Here is a 14,613-nt window from a genome sequence, read left to right as displayed (position 1 = left end):
TTTTTGCACGCCGATCACCCCACGAAGGGGGTGCCTATTGCACGCTGATCCTCAGGCAAGGAGCGCTAGATACAGTGCCCACATTCCGGGCGTGACCATTTCGCCGCGCTTGAAGGCCTCATAGGGCAAGGGCATGGACGAAGGCCCGACAAGCAAGTCAAATCGCTCGCCATCGATCTCGCTAATAGGCACCGCGCAAATGGCTCGTTTGATAGCGGAAACTGCCGAAAGCGTTGGCAGATCAAGCGCTGTTCCAGGATGCTCCTCTTGAAGGGCTGAATCCGGCTGTACATCCTCCAATCTGGTGGGAGCGTGCAAATCCGCACTGCGGTAATCCGCCGAAATTGAATGAGTTGCCAATCTTCGCGAGGGTCTGACCCATGAGGCCAATCTGCCAAGCGCTGTCAGTGCCCAGTGTCGCACGCGACTTCCCCCCAAAGCACATTTAATCGCAAGCATAGCTGTAAGCTGTGTGACGAACACCTGCATCGGGCAGCGATGGCGACCACTTGTCAATAGAGCGCCCGCAGGCGGCGCCCCGAAATCTGGTTTAGTTTGGCGGATTCCGATCGAAACCAGAACAACCTTTGCGCGATGTCCCTGATGACAGGGGGAGCGTAGCTGGTTTCACCGATTGAGAGGCTGGGCTATTCCAGTTCGTCGGTGGTGCCCCGCTCACCGACATAGTGGGCGAATGTCCGCTCTTGATGGGATCTGCCGCCAAACGACCAACGCCGGAATGGTCGCCAAGTCTCAACAGACGCCTACCGTTGTCGACCCTTGCAAGACGCTCAGCGCCCAAATCTCGCTCCCCACATGCAGACCGTCTGCTAATCCGGCAGGTGTCGACCAGAATGCGTCGTTCACGAATTGGGCTTTGGATGGCAGCTTCCACCGGAACCCGTCACTCGCGCCGCGCAAAGTCGACCAACCGGCCTGCGCCCCATTAGCGGTCATTCGGGTGGTATTCTTGAAAGCCAAGAGCCGCCGCTGGTCTGCTAGCTTCCGGCGGCCGTGTCGCGCGCAAGTGCAATGAAAGCCTTGAAAGCGGCCGAGGAATTGCGCCGATTGGCATAATAAAGGCACAGCGGTGCGAGCGGCGGCGTCCAGTCCTCGAGGATGCGCACGAGGCGGCCCGCCGCAATATCCTCGCGAACGTCGGCTTCCATGAAATAGCCGATCCCGACGCCATTCGTTGCTGCAATCCGCGACAGAGAGGCCTCGTCGAGCGTGATCGGCCCCTCGACATCTACCTGCAGTTCCTCGCCGTCCTTCTCGAAGCGCCATCGGAACAAGGCGCCATTTGGGAGCCGGATCCGCAGACAGGGGTGGCCGAGCAATTCCTGCGGCACCTGGGGGATCGGCCGGCTATCGAAGAAGGCGGGTGACGCCGCAACCGCCATGCGCCGTACTTGGCCGAGCGGGATGGCGATCGCATCGCTCGGCACAAAGTCCGCGCTGCGCACCCCAAGATCGAACCCTGCCGCTATGACGTCGACGAGCCGCCCCTCTGTGACGAGGTCAATGTGTACCTGCGGATAGCGCTGCAGATAGGCCAGCACGAGCGGCGCCATGATCTCGCGCGCCGCCGTCGCGAAGGCGTTGATGCGTAACGTGCCCGATGGCACCTCCTGCTGCGCGCGAGCCGTGTTCATCGCCTTTTGAATATCTTCGAGCGCTGGCTTGATCTGCGCGACAAAGATCCGCCCGGCGTGAGTGAGTGAGACGCTGCGGGTGGTGCGATTGAACAGCCGCACCGCCAGCTCGCGTTCGAGCTTGCCCACCGCGTTGCTGATGGCGGTTGTCGATAGACCAAGGTCGAGCGCCGCCGCGCGGAACGAACCGCACCGCACGATGGCAAGCACCGCCTCCAGCTCGATCAGCGAATGGCGACTCATTATCCCGTTTTCCGTGACACGCTATGGCGATTTGTCTCGATTATCAGGCGGAATGTCCATCGCTAAATCCTCCTCGTCACTGCTGAGGAGACGATCATGTCGTTGGAACTGCCCAAGCCAATTGCCGACTACGTCGAGGCGAATGCCCGTCTTGACCTTGATGGCATGTTGAAGCCCTTCCTGGATGACGCCGTCTTCATCGACAACGGCAAGTCATTCGAAGGACAGGCGGCGATCCGCCATCTGCTCGAAGCGGAAGTCATTCCGGTGAAGGCTATCTTCACGCCCGACAGCGTCCATAAAGACGCGGGCGATGTCGTCGTCGAAGGTCCGGCCTATGGCGACTTTCCGGGCAGCCCGCTGCGCTTCACCTATCGCTTCACGCTGGAAAGCGGCGGCATCAAGACGCTGAAGGTGACGCTATGAGCATCAAAGCGGATCCCACCGAGTTCGCCGGCAAGCGCGTGCTCGTGAGTGGTGGCACCAAGGGATTGGGCCGCGCGACCGTTGAGCGCTTCCTGGCGGGTGGCGCGCGGGTCATAACCGCGGCCCGAAAAATAAAGGACGCGATCGGAGGCGTCGAATATGTGCAGGCGGACCTGACCACGCCCGAAGGCGGCGAGGCGCTTGCCAAGGCGGCGATGAAGCAGTTGGGCGGGATCGATATCCTGGCTCACGTCGTAGGGGGGTCGGCATCGCCCGCTGGTGGCTTTGTCGCGCTGACGGACGAGCACTGGCTTGCCGAGTTGAACCTCAACCTGCTGGCGACCGTCCGGCTCGACCGCCTGCTGATCCCGCAGATGCTCGAGCGAGGCAAGGGCGTCGTCGTGCACGTCACCTCGATCCAGTCCGTTCTGCCGCTGCCGGAATCCACGACCGGCTATGCCGCCGCCAAGGCTGCGCTTCGGACTTACAGCAAGTCGATCTCGAAGGAGCTCGGGCCCAAAGGAGTGCGGGTCAACGCTGTCTCGCCAGGGTGGATCATGACGGAAGCCACGGGAGATTTTCTCGCCATGCTTCAAGCCGCCAATGGCGGCACAATCGAGGACGCGCGTCAGTCCGTGCTCGATGCACTTGGCGGAATATCAATCGGCCGTGGCGCCGAACCCGAAGAGGTCGCCGACCTTATCGCTTACCTGTCCGCCGACCGGGCGGCCGCCATTCACGGCGCTGAGTTCGTCATCGACGGTGGGACGATCCGCACCGTCTGATGCCAGCAGTTCTTCACTGAAACAAGTGCGGCGAAGGACCGCTCTGCTGAACGCCTCGCTCGACTGGCATTCCTCGCGCCGGACATCGTCGCTGCCATTCTGGACGGCCACCAGCCATCGGCACTGACGTGCCGCAAGCTCATGAAGATGGCGGCCATCCCGATGGACTGGAAAGCGCAGCGCCAGGCGCTCGGCTTCGACTGATCCGGAATCCGGTGCCACCTGAAGCGGCCGCCTGAGACGGGCGGCCTCTTTTTCATTTCTGAGCCGGTAGAACCTGTTTCAGTGGCCACCGCTTTGTCAGCACTACCGACAGACGGCGCGGAACTGCGCCGGTTTTGCGGCTTGGCCAAAGCCAACCTCAGAATCATCGACATTGTGGGAATGGGTGGTGCGCCCAACAGGATTCGAACCTGTGGCCTTCGGATTAGGAATCCGACGCTCTATCCTGCTGAGCTATGGGCGCACGCAGGACAGCGCTCTATTGCGCCGGGGCCGGCCGGTCAATTCTTCGCGTGCGGGGGGACGACCGGAAACAGCAGCGGCGCGACCTCCACCCCCTCGCTGACCAAGGCCTGCGCTTCCGCCGGAGCGACCTCGCCATGGATGCTCGCGCGATCCTGTTCGCCATAGTGCATCGCGCGCGCCTGCGCCGCGAAATCGCGCCCGACCCAGGTCGAATCCTCCAGCGCCTTTTTCTGCGCCTGCGCAAGCGCCTCGATCATCGCGCGCATCTTCGCGGGATCCTGCGCCATCGCCACGGGTGCGCCGTCGGGGGCGGGCGAAGGCTCCGGCCGCATATTGCCCTTCGTCGCAACGGCGGGTGCCATGACAGCCTTTGTCACATCAGCATCGCCACAGACCGGGCAAACGATCAGCCCGCGCGCCTGCTGATCCTCATAGTCGGCGGACGATCCGAACCAGGCCTCGAACACATGGCCGTGGCCGGCGCATTTCAGGTCGAACACGATCACGAAACGGTCACATCCTCCGGTATCGGACGTCGGTTGGCGAGTGCGGGCACGCGCCCGCGCACGTCCCCTATGCGCGACAGGTCGATGTCCGCAAGCCCCAGGCCCGCCTCTTCGCCCATGTCGAGCAGAACCTCGCCCCACGGATCGATGACGATGCTGTGGCCGTAGGTGGTGCGTCCGTCTTCATGATGCCCGGTCTGCGCCGTCGCGATGACGAAGCAGCCCGCCTCGATCGCACGGGCGCGCAGCAGGATATGCCAGTGCGCCCGCCCCGTTGGCACGGTGAAGGCGGCGGGAGCCAGCAGGATCGTCGCGCCCGCATTGGTCATCGCGCGATACAGATCGGGAAAGCGCATGTCGTAGCAGATGGAAAAGCCCATCCGCCCCCATGGCGTATCGGCCACCACCACCTGTTCGCCCGGCCCGTAGACGGCGGACTCCCGCCAGCTTTCGCCGGTGGCGAGATCGACGTCGAACAGGTGGATCTTGTCATAGCGCGCCCGGATCGCGCCGCTATCGTCGATCAGGAAACTGCGGTTGGCCCAGCGCCCGTCCGCCCTCTCATCCTTGAGCGGCAGCGAGCCGATGTGCACCCAAAGGCCCTCCCGCGCCGCCGCCTCGCGCACGGTTGCCAGCACCACATCCTCCGCTTGCGATCGCAGCGTCTGCGCGGCGCGCGCCCTGTCCCGGTCCAGGCATCCCGCCATTTCCGGCGTGAACAGCATGTCCGCGCCCTCCCCCTTCGCGCGCTTCGCCATCTCGACGATGGCGGCGGCGTTGGCGGCGGGATCGACGCCGCTGGTCATCTGGAAAAGGGCGGCGCGCATCGGCTTCACAGTCCCAGCATGGCGTCCAGCCTGCCCTCGCGGTTCAGCGCAGCCAGCGCGTCACTGCCGCCGACATGCTGCCCGTCGATGAAGATTTGCGGCACGGTGCTTCCGCCATTGGACCGGCTCAACATTTCGTCCCGCTTGGGTCCGCCCATGGAGATGTCATATTCATCGAACGCCACGCCCTTGTCCTGCAACAGCGCCTTCGCCCGCGCGCAGTAACCGCACCAGCCTTTCGTGTAGATTTCGACATGCGCCATCAAAAATGCTCCTTTTCCGGCAAATTGGGTGAACGCACCGCTTTGTCAATCGGGCTCCACCCCGTCCGGCAAGACCCGCGCCCAGCAAAGCAGGCGAACCTCGGCCGCCCCGCCCTGCTTCAAAACGCGCGCGCAGGCCGCCGCGGTCGCCCCGCTGGTGTGGACATCGTCGATCAGGAGCAACCGCTGTCCGCCGAACGGATGGCCCGGCTCCAGCGCGAAGGCGCCGCGGACCGTGCGCGCCCGCTGCTTCGGGTTCATGCCTCGCAAAGGCGCGGTCCGCTTGACGCGCCGCAGCGCCATCTTCTCTACCGGCCAGCCGGTGAGCCGCCCCAGATGGTCCGCGATCAAAGCCGACTGGTTGAAACCACGCTGCCACAGCCGCCATCGGTGCAACGGCACCGGCACGATCAGCGCCGGCCCGCTTCCGGTGTGGCGCACCATCTGTCGCGCGATCAGCCGGGCGAGGCCGATCCGTCGCCCATATTTCAGGCGCAGCGCAACCGTGCGCGCGACATCGCCATAGGCCAGCACCGCGCGGGCGCTGTCCCAGGGCGGTGGATCGCCGATACAGGCGCCACATTCAGCGCCTTCGCCCATATCATGATCGAACGGCGCACCGCATCGCGCGCAACATGGCTCACCCAGAAAGGCCATCCCGCTCCAGCAACGCAGGCAAAAGGCGAAATCCTCCTGGACGATCGCGCCGCAGCCAGGGCAGCGCGGCGGCAGCGCATAATCGAGCGCGGGGCGAAGGGCAGCCTTGAGAAGCGGGGCCAGAGGCATCATCTGCCTTGTTCCCGCTTCCCCGCCCATGCACAAGGCCCCCATGGATTCCCGCCCCGATATTTTCGATCGCTCCCGCCGCGCGCGTCAACGCGATCGCATGCTGCCGGGCTTCGCCGCTCATGACTTCCTCTATCGCGCCATGCTGGACGAATTGATCGACCGGCTGCGGGACGTTCAGCGCGATCTGCCGGAGGCTCTGGTCATCGGCTGTCCCGACGGCAGCGCAAAGGCCGCGCTGGAGGCCATGGGCAAGCGTGTCGCCTGCGTCGATCCCGGCTTTCTGGCGGCGCGAGCCGCGCTGGGCGTCCAGGCGGAAGAGGACGCCCTGCCCTTTGCCGACGACAGTTTCGACCTGATCCTGGCCTGCGGCACGTTGGACAGCGTCAACGACCTGCCCGGCGCGCTGATCCTGATGCGGCGCATCCTGCGCCCGGACGGGCTGTTGCTGGCTGCTTTCACCGGCGCGGGCAGCCTGCCGCGGCTCAAGGGCGCCTTGCTGGCGGCCGAAGGCGACCGCCCGGCGCAGCATGTCCACCCGCAGGTCGACGTCCGCGCGGCGGGCGACCTGCTCAGCCGCGCGGGCTTCGCCATGCCGGTAGCGGACGGCGAGACGCTGACCATACGCTATGGCGACATCGTCCGCCTGATGCACGACCTGCGCGGCATGGGGGCGGGAAACGTGCTGGCGACGCGGCCGCCTACGCTCTCCCGCGGCATCCTCATGCGCGCGGCAGCGCATTTCGCGCAGGCGGCCGATGCGGACGGCCGCACCGGCGAGCAGATGGCGATCCTCTATCTTTCGGGCTGGAAGCCCGATCCCAGCCAGGCAAAACCCGCCCGACGCGGCAGCGCGACCGTCTCGCTGGCAGACGCGCTGAAGGGGAAGGGCTGACGCCCCTCCCCTTCATCCGCCGTCACGATGGAAGGCTGGCTGTCAGGCGACGGTCAGGCCGACATCCACATTGTTGCGGGTCGCGTTGGAATAAGGGCAGATCTGGTGCGCTGCTTCGACCAGCTTCTCTGCGTCGGCGCGATCCAGACCGGGCAGGCTGATCGTCAAGTCCGCCGTGATGCCGAAGCCGCCTTCCGAGCGGGGGCCGATGCCCACGGTGGCGGTGACGCTCGTTTCTGCGGGGACGCGAATCTTCAACTGGCCGCCGGCAACCTTCAGCGCGCCGATGAAGCAGGCGGAATAGCCGGCCGCGAACAGCTGCTCGGGATTGGTGCCTTCGCCGCCGGCGCCGCCCAGTTCCTTGGGCGTGGACAGCTTTACGGCGAAACGGCCGTCTTCGGTACGGGATTCGCCGTCGCGGCCTCCAGTGGAAGTGGCCCGGGTGGTATAGAGGGCGTTTACGGACATGCTCAATCTCCTTTCGTGGTAACTGTTATCGCGATATATAAATTCAATTGCCGGCTTGTCCAGATATTATTTATCCCGATATGCAATTTTGTGAGAAACACTGTCGAGGAGCCTCCCATGGCCGCCGCCTTGCCCCTGGAAGACCAGCTTTGCTATTCGCTCTATGCGGCCAGCATGGCCATAACCCGCGCCTATAAGCCTACGCTGGACATGCTCGGCATCACCTACCCGCAATATCTGGTGCTCCACACTTTATGGGAGGAGGACGGGCGCACCATCGGCGCCATCGCTGACCGGCTGGCGCTGGAATCGAGTACGGTGACGCCCCTCGTGAAGCGACTGGAAGCGGCGGGCCATGTCGAGCGCCGCCGCAACCCGGCGGACGAACGGCAGGTCAACGTGTTCCTGACCGATCAGGGCGCGGCCATGCGCGAACGGTGCGGCTGCCTGGGCGAGGCGCTGATGGAACGGATGGCGCTACGGATGGAACAGATCCTTCGGCTCAAGAAGGACGCGGACATGCTGCGCCGAAGCCTGGGCGGATGAAGCCTGTCCTACCACCATTCCGACCTGCCACATTGGATCGGTCGGGAAAGGAGGCCGGCTGCGCGCGCTGTTGTCAGGAAATTTCCTACCGGCGCCATTCTATGTCGCATTCTACGGGAAATATGCGAAGTTAAGCGGAAGAAATCCTACATTCTTCCACCGGTCATGCGGCCCGGTTCCACGGTGCCTACCGTCGGTTGCTCCACCACCTCCCGCGCGGTCCAGACCTCCTCCTGCCGGCAATATTCGACATGACTGGCCCTGCGGAACGCCGCGCCATCCCAGACGATGACCTGCAATTCCATCTCATTGTTGCGGCGAACATGCAGCCAGTTGAAACTCTGCGGCTCATCGTTGCGCAACCGGGTGGACGTCGCGGTGCCCGCCTGGATCACCAGTGCGCCGCCGCTATGCTCGGCCATCTTTTGCGCGGCCTCCGCATAGGTGCGGTGGAAATGGCCGGCCAGCGTCAGGTGGACCCCGGCCTCGCACACGGCCTTTACCGCGTCGTCGTGCCGCCCGACGGCTTCGCTCAACTCGCCGCCCTTGCCTATGGGCATGGCGAAGAGCGGATGATGGGTGACGAGGATACGGGTCTTGTCAGGCGGGACGGCGGCGAAGTGGTCGCGCAACAGGTCTATCTGGGCATGGTTGATGCGACCGTCCTTGATCGTCAACGAACGGGCGGTGTTGAGGCCGAGGATTGCCACCTCGCGATCCTCATACCAGGGGCACAGCACATTGCTGATATAGCGTTCATAGCGGTGCAGCGGCCGGACGAAACGGCGGAATAGGTCGTAGAAGGGGATGTCGTGATTGCCCGGCACGACCAGTGTCTTCAGGCCCGCGGCATGCAGCCGGTTGAGCCATGCCGACGCGGCCCGGAACTGCTCGACCCGCGCCCGTTGCGTGAAATCGCCGCTGATGATCGTCAGGTCCGGGCGGCGCTCCTGCAGCCAGGCGGTTGCGGCATCGACGATCTTCTGATCGTTCGCGCCGAAATGGATGTCGGAAAGATGGGCGATGCGGGCCATGGCAGGCTAACGAATATATGCCGCTCCTGTTTCCTGCGGACCCAAATGCCTCGCCGGGAATTGGTTGCAGCATGGAAACGAAACCGCTCCCCAAGGAAGCCGCCCTTCTCGTCAATGCGCATAGTCGCCGGGGCCAGGATCTGTTCATGCAGGCCCGGCAGAAGCTGGAAGCGGCCGGCATCCGCCTGATCGCGGCGCATGGCGTGGAAGACCCGGATCAACTCGCGCCCACCGTGCGGCAGGCGGTCGAGGGAGGAGCGCCGATGGTGATCGTCGGCGGAGGCGACGGCTCCATGTCGGGCACGGTCGACGAACTGGTGGGCCGGGACTGCGTGTTCGGCGTATTGCCGCTCGGCACGGCCAACAGCTTCGCGCGGACATTGGGGCTGCCGCTCGACCTTGACGGCGCGGTGCAGGCGATTGCCACCGGACGCCGGCGTCGCGTCGATCTCGGCATGATCGACCGGGATTATTTCGTGAATGCGGCGTCGATAGGCCTGTCGCCCATGATCGGGCAAACGGTGCCGCACAAGCTCAAGCGCTATCTGGGCCGCATCGGCTATCTGATCTGGGCGGTCAAATGTTCGGTCGGCTTCCGTCCTTTCCGCCTGATCATCGACGATGGCGTCAAGGAACATCGTCTCTGGTCGACGGAGGTGCGCATCCTCAACGGCCCTTATCATGGTGGCGTGGAACTGTCCGACACGGCCGCCGTCGATACCGGCGAGATCGTGATCCAGGCCGTTGTGGGCCGGTCGAAACCGCATCTGGCCTGGGACTGGTACGCCAAATTCGTCAAGCTGCGGGACCGCAACGCGTTGACGCAGGAATTTCATGGCGCGTCCTTCCGCATCGACACGCGGCCACGACAGCGCATCTCGATCGACGGGGAGGTGCTGGCAAAGACTCCGGCAATGGTGAAGATCGCCGCCGGGGCGATCGATGTGGCCGTGCCTCGCGACAATTGACGCCAGCCGGGCATGAAAAAAGGGGCCGGAAAACCGGCCCCTTTCCCTTGTCTCTGGAAACGATCAGCGCTTCGAGAACTGGAAGCTGCGGCGAGCCTTCGCCTTGCCGTACTTCTTACGTTCAACGACGCGGGGATCGCGGGTCAGGAAGCCTTCGGCCTTGACCGCGCTGCGCAGCGCGGGCTCATACTTGCTGAGTGCCTGAGCGATGCCATGCTTGACCGCGCCGGCCTGGCCCGAAAGGCCACCCCCCTTGACGGTGCACACGACGTCATACTGACCCACGCGATCGGTCACGCCGAAGGGCTGGTTGATGACGAGGCGCAGGGTCGGACGGGCGAAATAGATTTCCTGATCGCGGCCGTTGACCGTGATCTTGCCGGTGCCGGGCTTCACCCACACGCGGGCGACGGCGTCCTTGCGGCGGCCGGTGGCATAGGCGCGGCCGAGGCCGTCGATTTCCTGCGCGCGCAGCGGAGCGGAGGGCTGGACCGGAGCGGCAGGCGCTTCGCCGCCTTCGACAGCGGCCGGAACAGCAGGGGCATTGGCGGTCAGCGACGCGAGGTCGGACAGGGACTGGCGGTTATCGGACATTATGCACCCACCTTGTTCTTGCGGTTGCGCGACGCGAAGTCGAGCACTTCGGGGTTCTGGGCTTCATGAGCATGCTCGGCACCGGCGAAGATGCGCAGATTGCGCATCTGCTGACGACCCAGCGGGCCACGGGGAATCATGCGCTCCACGGCCTTTTCCAGGACGCGTTCGGGGAAACGGCCTTCCAGGATCTTGGCGGGCGTGGTTTCCTTGATGCCGCCGGCGTAGCCGGTGTGCTTGTAGTAAACCTTGTCGGTCAGCTTACGGCCGGTGAACTTCACCTTCGCCGCGTTGATGATGATGACATTGTCACCACAATCGACATGGGGGGTGAAGCTCGGCTTGTGCTTGCCGCGCAGGATATTCGCCACGGTCGAAGCGAGGCGGCCGACGACGAGACCTTCCGCGTCGATCAGGATCCACTTCTTTTCGACCGTTGCCGGGGTCGCCGGCTTGGTGGTCTTCATCAGCGCCTTCATGGTGCTTATGCTCCGAATGAAAAAAGGAACCGGGCGCCGTTGCCGACACCCGGAAGTGGGGCGCTAATGACGATTGCCCACGGTGAAGTCAAGAGATTCGGCGGCTTTGCTGACGGGTAAAATAATACCTTGCACTATTTGGCCGCCGTCAGGCTCCTGTTCTCCTTCATCGCCAGCGCGCCGGCGACCAGGGTACGCTCCTGTTCTTCAACGATGCCGGTCTGGCGGGAAAGGCCGTAGCGAACCGCCACCTGAACCCCCTCTCCCGCCAGCTTCTCCTCCAGGGCGAGCCTGGCCGGCGTCTGCGCGGTTATCTTCAGGGTTCCCTCCACCTCGACCGGCTTGCCCAGCGGAGAGCCTGCCATGGTGCGGAGCCCTCGGCCCGGACCGTCGGCGACATCGCTGCCGGAGAAGAGGAACAAGGGCTGTAATTCCCCGGCCAGCAATGCCAGCCTCCCCTCGGCCAAAAGCCCAGCGAACAACGCCTGCACGCGCGCGGCGGCCTTGTAACGGCTGCTGTCAGACGGAAAAGTGGTGAGCATCGCGGCAAGACCCGTCTGCACACTGGTCCAGACGGCGTCCATGTCTTCGAGCGCCACGATACGACCCTTGCCGTCCAACCGGAAGCGCATCTCGACGCCCACCAGCGGTCCAAGCGCCGCGCGATAGGGCTCGGCCCCGGATGCGGGTGCATCCGTGTCGATCGATTGCAAGGTGGCATAGAGCATATATCCGCTGCCTGCCCGTTCGAACCGCAACCGGCGCACTGCGCGAAAGAGGCTGTCCTGCCCGGCAACGGGACGATGCTGGTCGATCCGGTACGTCAGCGCCATCCCGGTCGGCGGCGCGAAGGGAATGGCGATGGCTTCGGCTGCCGCGGGCTGAGAGATCGCCGCCGCGAGCAGGAAGGACGCGGGCAGGAAGGACGCGGGCCTCACCGTCGATACGCTCCCACCGCATGCGCCCCCCATGCCGCCGCAGCCACCACCAGAGCGCCCACCGCCTGATGAAGCACGGCCAGCGGCAGGGCAATCCCGCTCATGACGGTTGCGATGCCCAGAACGATCTGCGCGCCGACCGCCGCATGGATGGCAATGGCTGCGGGGCGACAACCCGCTCGTTTCGCCCGAGCCGCCAGCACGAACAAGGCTGCGGCCGCGATCCATGCCCACCAGCGATGGAGAAAGTGGACGAGATAGGGGTCGCTCGACACCGTCGCCCAGGCCGATCCCATCCAGCTGATCCCTTCCGGCACCAGATGATCGTTCATCAGCGGCCATGTGCTGGAAACATAGCCCGCATCGAGCCCCGCCGTGAACGCGCCCAGCATCAGTTGCACGGCAAGAAGGAGCAGCACCACGAGCGCGAACGGACGCAGCGTCGCAGGACGCGACCGCGGGTCACGCGCCAACGCCCGCAGATCGAGCGCCGTCCAGATAAGCCCACCCATGATGAAGAGGGCAGTGAGCAGATGCACAGCCAGGCGATAATGGCTGACGTCGGTGCGAACGGACAGGCCCGACTTCACCATCCACCATCCGATCGCACCCTGAAGTCCGCCAAGCGCCAACAACGCCACCAGACGCAGTCCATAGCCGCGCGGGATCGCCCGCTTCACCGCGAACCAGGCAAACGGCAGTGCGAAGGCAAGGCCGATCAGCCGACCAAGCAACCGGTGCAGCCATTCCCAGAAGAAGATGAACTGGAAATCCGAAAGGCTCATCCCCCGGTTGATCTGACGATATTCCGGAATCTGCTGATAAAGGCGGAAGGCTTCCACCCACTGATCGTGCGACAGCGGCGGGATGGCTCCCGTAATCGGCTTCCATTGGGTGATGGACAGGCCGGATTCGGTGAGGCGGGTAATGCCCCCCACCACCACCATGCAGAAGACCAGGCAAGCGACCAAGAGGAGCCACCGGGCCAATGCGGCAGGCCGCATGGTGCCGTCAGAGCGATATACAGTCATGGCCGGTGCATGCGCCCAGGCGTTGGGCTTTTCAAGCGGCGTGATGTCTCAGCCGCAACGCACCGCGTCAACCGCGCGCCCTTCCCCAGGCCGCGACCAGCGCGCGGCCGCGTTCACCCACGACAGCGGCTCCATCGCCAGGTCGATAGAGTGCGCCGCCCACGCCCACGCCCTCGCACCCGGCCGCAAGCCATTCCCCGATCGTATCAGCGTCGGTGCCGCCAACGGCCCACACTCCCACATTGCGTGGCAGCACGTCCTTCACCGCCTTCACATAGGCCGGCCCCAGCCGTCCGGCGGGAAACAGCTTGATCCGGCTGGCACCGGCACCGATCGCCGCGAAGGCTTCGCTAGGCGTCATAAAGCCGGGCAGCATTTCCAGCCCCAGTTCCGCACCCCTGGCGATCACCTCCACGTTGGTGTTGGGGGTCACCATGATGCGCCCGCCCGCTCCGTGCAGATCCTCCACAGCCCCGACGCTCAGCACCGTACCCCCACCGATCAGCGCTTCTGACCCGAATGCATTGTGCATGGCGGCAATGCTGCGCAGCGGTTCCGGCGAATTGAACGGCACTTCCAAAATGCGGATGCCCGCCTCGATCAGCGCCGCACTGATATCGACCGCTTCATCGGGCCGCACGCCACGCAGGATCGCACATACGGGAGGCGCGCCATCAGCCAGCAGTTCGTCAACCGTCATACCACCCTTCCTTCCGCCATCGTGAGGCCTGCAACCACGCATGCCTCTCCGTCCATCGTCCGGCTTTGCAGCCCTTGCAGGCCAAGTCCCTGCGCATAGCGCGCGCAAAGCTGTGGGTCGCCGATCAGGACGATGTCCTGCCCGTCACCCAGGCTCGCCCGCACTTCGCCGATCTCGCAGCCGATCAGCAGGCCGGACAGATAACCCATGGTCCAACTGACCGAACGCCCCGAACGCAGACGCATCGTGCGCGTGGCGAAAAGAGATGTCAGCAACCGCCCTCCATCGGCCTGATCCAGCCCTTCGGCAAAGCCTGCAGCCTCCTCCGCCGGGTCTCCGATACGCCCTCCGCCTCCCAAGGTGGACCGGTCCTTGAGTAGCGCGAATAGTTCGCCGGTCGGAACAGTCCGGAACGTGATGACCCGGCCCTCCTCCAACAGCGCCCATTTATTATGCGTGCCGGGCAACGCGATCAGATGCCGCCCCTGAGCCAGAGCGGGGTCGAGCTGGCATGCGCCGAAAATCTGCGTCTCCTCTCCGCGCATCACGTCCGGCATGCCGTCGTCGTGCTGACACGCCAGTCCTGCAAGGATCGCGACCGACGTCTTTTCCCAGTCGAAGCAACGCGCGACGCTGCGCCAAGCCTGCCCGTCCGACGGGCATTCGGCATAAGGCGCTTCCATCCATCCGTCCCGCGCGCCCGCCATGCCGCACAGCGTAACCGACTGCGGCAAGCCATCCGCCAGCCAGGTCCCGACCGTGGCGACGAACGCTGCCTCCGCGCCATCGCCGATGCCGCCGATGCCCGGTCCGTGAGCGCGAGCGACGATCGCTTCGCCTTCCAATTTGAACAGTCGCAGGCGGGTGGTGCCCCAATCGCCGACTATGCGGTAGGTCAAAGGGCCACCCTCGCGACCGGTAACGCGATAGCGTTCACAACAATCCTCTTCGCCAGCTTGAAATAGAATATGTATGAGTATATCAGCATCACAAGCGCGTCA

Annotated in this window: 18 protein-coding genes and 1 tRNA gene; 5 read left to right on the top strand and 14 right to left on the bottom strand. The window is 64.5% G+C overall.

The features are described 5' to 3' along the window. Positions 1–998: 998 nt before the first annotated feature. Entirely contained in the window at positions 999–1,898 is a 900-nt protein-coding gene (locus AX724_RS03305; RefSeq protein ID WP_066763509.1) for a LysR family transcriptional regulator, read from the bottom strand. A gap of 96 nt (positions 1,899–1,994) precedes the next feature. Between AX724_RS03305 and AX724_RS03300 the strand changes: the two genes are divergently transcribed. Together AX724_RS03300 and AX724_RS03295 are read left to right on the top strand one after the other, a co-directional pair. Then, positions 1,995–2,324, top strand: a complete 330-nt coding sequence (locus AX724_RS03300; RefSeq protein WP_066763508.1) for a nuclear transport factor 2 family protein — start codon at positions 1,995–1,997, stop codon at positions 2,322–2,324. Continuing rightward, positions 2,321–3,109 carry an SDR family oxidoreductase gene (locus AX724_RS03295; protein ID WP_066763506.1) on the top strand — a complete coding sequence of 263 codons (789 nt, stop codon included), beginning with the start codon at positions 2,321–2,323 and terminating at the stop codon, positions 3,107–3,109. The genes AX724_RS03300 and AX724_RS03295 overlap by 4 nt, the downstream gene beginning before the upstream one ends. 389 nt (positions 3,110–3,498) lie before the next feature. Here AX724_RS03295 and AX724_RS03290 read toward each other — a convergent pair. From AX724_RS03290 to AX724_RS03270, 5 genes are all read right to left on the bottom strand, one after another. Beyond that, positions 3,499–3,575: transfer RNA gene (locus AX724_RS03290), tRNA-Arg, on the bottom strand. A gap of 37 nt (positions 3,576–3,612) precedes the next feature. Then, on the bottom strand, positions 3,613–4,083 hold the full coding sequence (locus AX724_RS03285) for a DUF1178 family protein (RefSeq protein WP_066763505.1): 471 nt from the start codon (positions 4,081–4,083) through the stop codon (positions 3,613–3,615). Continuing rightward, complete coding sequence (locus AX724_RS03280; RefSeq protein ID WP_066763535.1) at positions 4,080–4,910, bottom strand: carbon-nitrogen hydrolase family protein; 831 nt, start codon at positions 4,908–4,910, stop codon at positions 4,080–4,082. The genes AX724_RS03285 and AX724_RS03280 overlap by 4 nt, the downstream gene beginning before the upstream one ends. 5 nt (positions 4,911–4,915) lie before the next feature. Next, the gene (gene grxC, locus AX724_RS03275) at positions 4,916–5,173 is read right to left on the bottom strand and encodes a glutaredoxin 3 (RefSeq protein ID WP_066763503.1); all 258 of its coding nucleotides are present in this window, start codon (positions 5,171–5,173) and stop codon (positions 4,916–4,918) included. A 45-nt stretch (positions 5,174–5,218) separates the two neighbouring features. Beyond that, the gene (locus AX724_RS03270) at positions 5,219–5,962 is read right to left on the bottom strand and encodes a ComF family protein (protein WP_066763501.1); all 744 of its coding nucleotides are present in this window, start codon (positions 5,960–5,962) and stop codon (positions 5,219–5,221) included. 40 nt (positions 5,963–6,002) lie between these two features. Here AX724_RS03270 and AX724_RS03265 point away from each other — a divergent pair, with 40 nt between their 5' ends. Then, positions 6,003–6,854 (top strand): class I SAM-dependent methyltransferase, encoded by an 852-nt coding sequence (locus tag AX724_RS03265; protein WP_443018640.1) that lies wholly within the window; start codon positions 6,003–6,005, stop codon positions 6,852–6,854. 42 nt (positions 6,855–6,896) lie between these two features. On the opposite strand, the gene AX724_RS03260 is transcribed toward AX724_RS03265, so the two are convergent. Next, complete coding sequence (locus tag AX724_RS03260) at positions 6,897–7,322, bottom strand: organic hydroperoxide resistance protein (RefSeq protein WP_066763498.1); 426 nt, start codon at positions 7,320–7,322, stop codon at positions 6,897–6,899. A gap of 117 nt (positions 7,323–7,439) precedes the next feature. On the opposite strand from AX724_RS03260, the gene AX724_RS03255 reads away from it, so the two are divergent. Further along, positions 7,440–7,868, top strand: coding sequence for a MarR family winged helix-turn-helix transcriptional regulator (locus AX724_RS03255; RefSeq protein WP_066763496.1), 429 nt, complete (start codon positions 7,440–7,442; stop codon positions 7,866–7,868). 146 nt (positions 7,869–8,014) lie between these two features. Here the strand turns inward: AX724_RS03255 and AX724_RS03250 are convergent, their stop codons facing one another. Next, positions 8,015–8,902: a metallophosphoesterase family protein gene (locus tag AX724_RS03250; protein ID WP_066763494.1), complete on the bottom strand. Its 888-nt coding sequence runs from the start codon at positions 8,900–8,902 to the stop codon at positions 8,015–8,017. A 71-nt stretch (positions 8,903–8,973) separates the two neighbouring features. Between AX724_RS03250 and AX724_RS03245 the strand changes: the two genes are divergently transcribed. Beyond that, positions 8,974–9,870 (top strand): diacylglycerol/lipid kinase family protein, encoded by an 897-nt coding sequence (locus AX724_RS03245; protein ID WP_066763533.1) that lies wholly within the window; start codon positions 8,974–8,976, stop codon positions 9,868–9,870. Between the two features lie 63 nt (positions 9,871–9,933). Here AX724_RS03245 and rpsI read toward each other — a convergent pair whose 3' ends face one another. The 6 genes from rpsI to AX724_RS03215 form a co-directional block, all read right to left on the bottom strand. After that, entirely contained in the window at positions 9,934–10,464 is a 531-nt protein-coding gene (gene rpsI / locus AX724_RS03240; RefSeq protein WP_082733384.1) for a 30S ribosomal protein S9, read from the bottom strand. After that, positions 10,464–10,943, bottom strand: a complete 480-nt coding sequence (gene rplM / locus AX724_RS03235; RefSeq protein ID WP_082733383.1) for a 50S ribosomal protein L13 — start codon at positions 10,941–10,943, stop codon at positions 10,464–10,466. The genes rpsI and rplM overlap by 1 nt, the downstream gene beginning before the upstream one ends. A 134-nt stretch (positions 10,944–11,077) precedes the next feature. Further along, positions 11,078–11,881 carry a hypothetical protein gene (locus AX724_RS03230; protein ID WP_231736455.1) on the bottom strand — a complete coding sequence of 268 codons (804 nt, stop codon included), beginning with the start codon at positions 11,879–11,881 and terminating at the stop codon, positions 11,078–11,080. Next, positions 11,878–12,912, bottom strand: coding sequence for a COX15/CtaA family protein (locus AX724_RS03225; RefSeq protein ID WP_066763490.1), 1,035 nt, complete (start codon positions 12,910–12,912; stop codon positions 11,878–11,880). Before AX724_RS03225 ends, AX724_RS03230 begins: the two co-directional genes overlap by 4 nt. Before the next feature lie 67 nt (positions 12,913–12,979). After that, positions 12,980–13,612 (bottom strand): 2-dehydro-3-deoxy-6-phosphogalactonate aldolase, encoded by a 633-nt coding sequence (locus tag AX724_RS03220; RefSeq protein ID WP_066763485.1) that lies wholly within the window; start codon positions 13,610–13,612, stop codon positions 12,980–12,982. After that, entirely contained in the window at positions 13,609–14,511 is a 903-nt protein-coding gene (locus AX724_RS03215; RefSeq protein WP_066763483.1) for a 2-dehydro-3-deoxygalactonokinase, read from the bottom strand. The genes AX724_RS03220 and AX724_RS03215 overlap by 4 nt, the downstream gene beginning before the upstream one ends. Positions 14,512–14,613 lie beyond the last annotated feature (102 nt).

It is taken from the genome of Sphingobium sp. CCH11-B1 (assembly GCF_001556865.1).
Taxonomy (GTDB): Bacteria; Pseudomonadota; Alphaproteobacteria; order Sphingomonadales; family Sphingomonadaceae; genus Sphingobium.
Note: the sequence above shows the minus strand (reverse complement) of the source record. Positions and strands in the feature narration are given on the sequence as shown.

Excerpts from the sequence above, each read along its gene's own strand:
- AX724_RS03265 (WP_443018640.1), top strand. The coding sequence starts at position 6,003 with ATGGATTCCCGCCCCGATATTTTCGATCGCTCCCGCCGCGCGCGTCAA.
- AX724_RS03250 (WP_066763494.1), bottom strand. The coding sequence starts at position 8,902 with ATGGCCCGCATCGCCCATCTTTCCGACATCCATTTCGGCGCGAACGAT.
- AX724_RS03245 (WP_066763533.1), top strand. The coding sequence starts at position 8,974 with ATGGAAACGAAACCGCTCCCCAAGGAAGCCGCCCTTCTCGTCAATGCG.
- grxC (WP_066763503.1), bottom strand. The coding sequence starts at position 5,173 with ATGGCGCATGTCGAAATCTACACGAAAGGCTGGTGCGGTTACTGCGCG.
- AX724_RS03270 (WP_066763501.1), bottom strand. The coding sequence starts at position 5,962 with ATGATGCCTCTGGCCCCGCTTCTCAAGGCTGCCCTTCGCCCCGCGCTC.
- AX724_RS03260 (WP_066763498.1), bottom strand. The coding sequence starts at position 7,322 with ATGTCCGTAAACGCCCTCTATACCACCCGGGCCACTTCCACTGGAGGC.
- rpsI (WP_082733384.1), bottom strand. The coding sequence starts at position 10,464 with ATGTCCGATAACCGCCAGTCCCTGTCCGACCTCGCGTCGCTGACCGCC.
- AX724_RS03300 (WP_066763508.1), top strand. The coding sequence starts at position 1,995 with ATGTCGTTGGAACTGCCCAAGCCAATTGCCGACTACGTCGAGGCGAAT.
- AX724_RS03225 (WP_066763490.1), bottom strand. The coding sequence starts at position 12,912 with ATGACTGTATATCGCTCTGACGGCACCATGCGGCCTGCCGCATTGGCC.
- AX724_RS03295 (WP_066763506.1), top strand. The coding sequence starts at position 2,321 with ATGAGCATCAAAGCGGATCCCACCGAGTTCGCCGGCAAGCGCGTGCTC.
- AX724_RS03220 (WP_066763485.1), bottom strand. The coding sequence starts at position 13,612 with ATGACGGTTGACGAACTGCTGGCTGATGGCGCGCCTCCCGTATGTGCG.
- AX724_RS03255 (WP_066763496.1), top strand. The coding sequence starts at position 7,440 with ATGGCCGCCGCCTTGCCCCTGGAAGACCAGCTTTGCTATTCGCTCTAT.
- rplM (WP_082733383.1), bottom strand. The coding sequence starts at position 10,943 with ATGAAGGCGCTGATGAAGACCACCAAGCCGGCGACCCCGGCAACGGTC.
- AX724_RS03305 (WP_066763509.1), bottom strand. The coding sequence starts at position 1,898 with ATGAGTCGCCATTCGCTGATCGAGCTGGAGGCGGTGCTTGCCATCGTG.
- AX724_RS03280 (WP_066763535.1), bottom strand. The coding sequence starts at position 4,910 with ATGCGCGCCGCCCTTTTCCAGATGACCAGCGGCGTCGATCCCGCCGCC.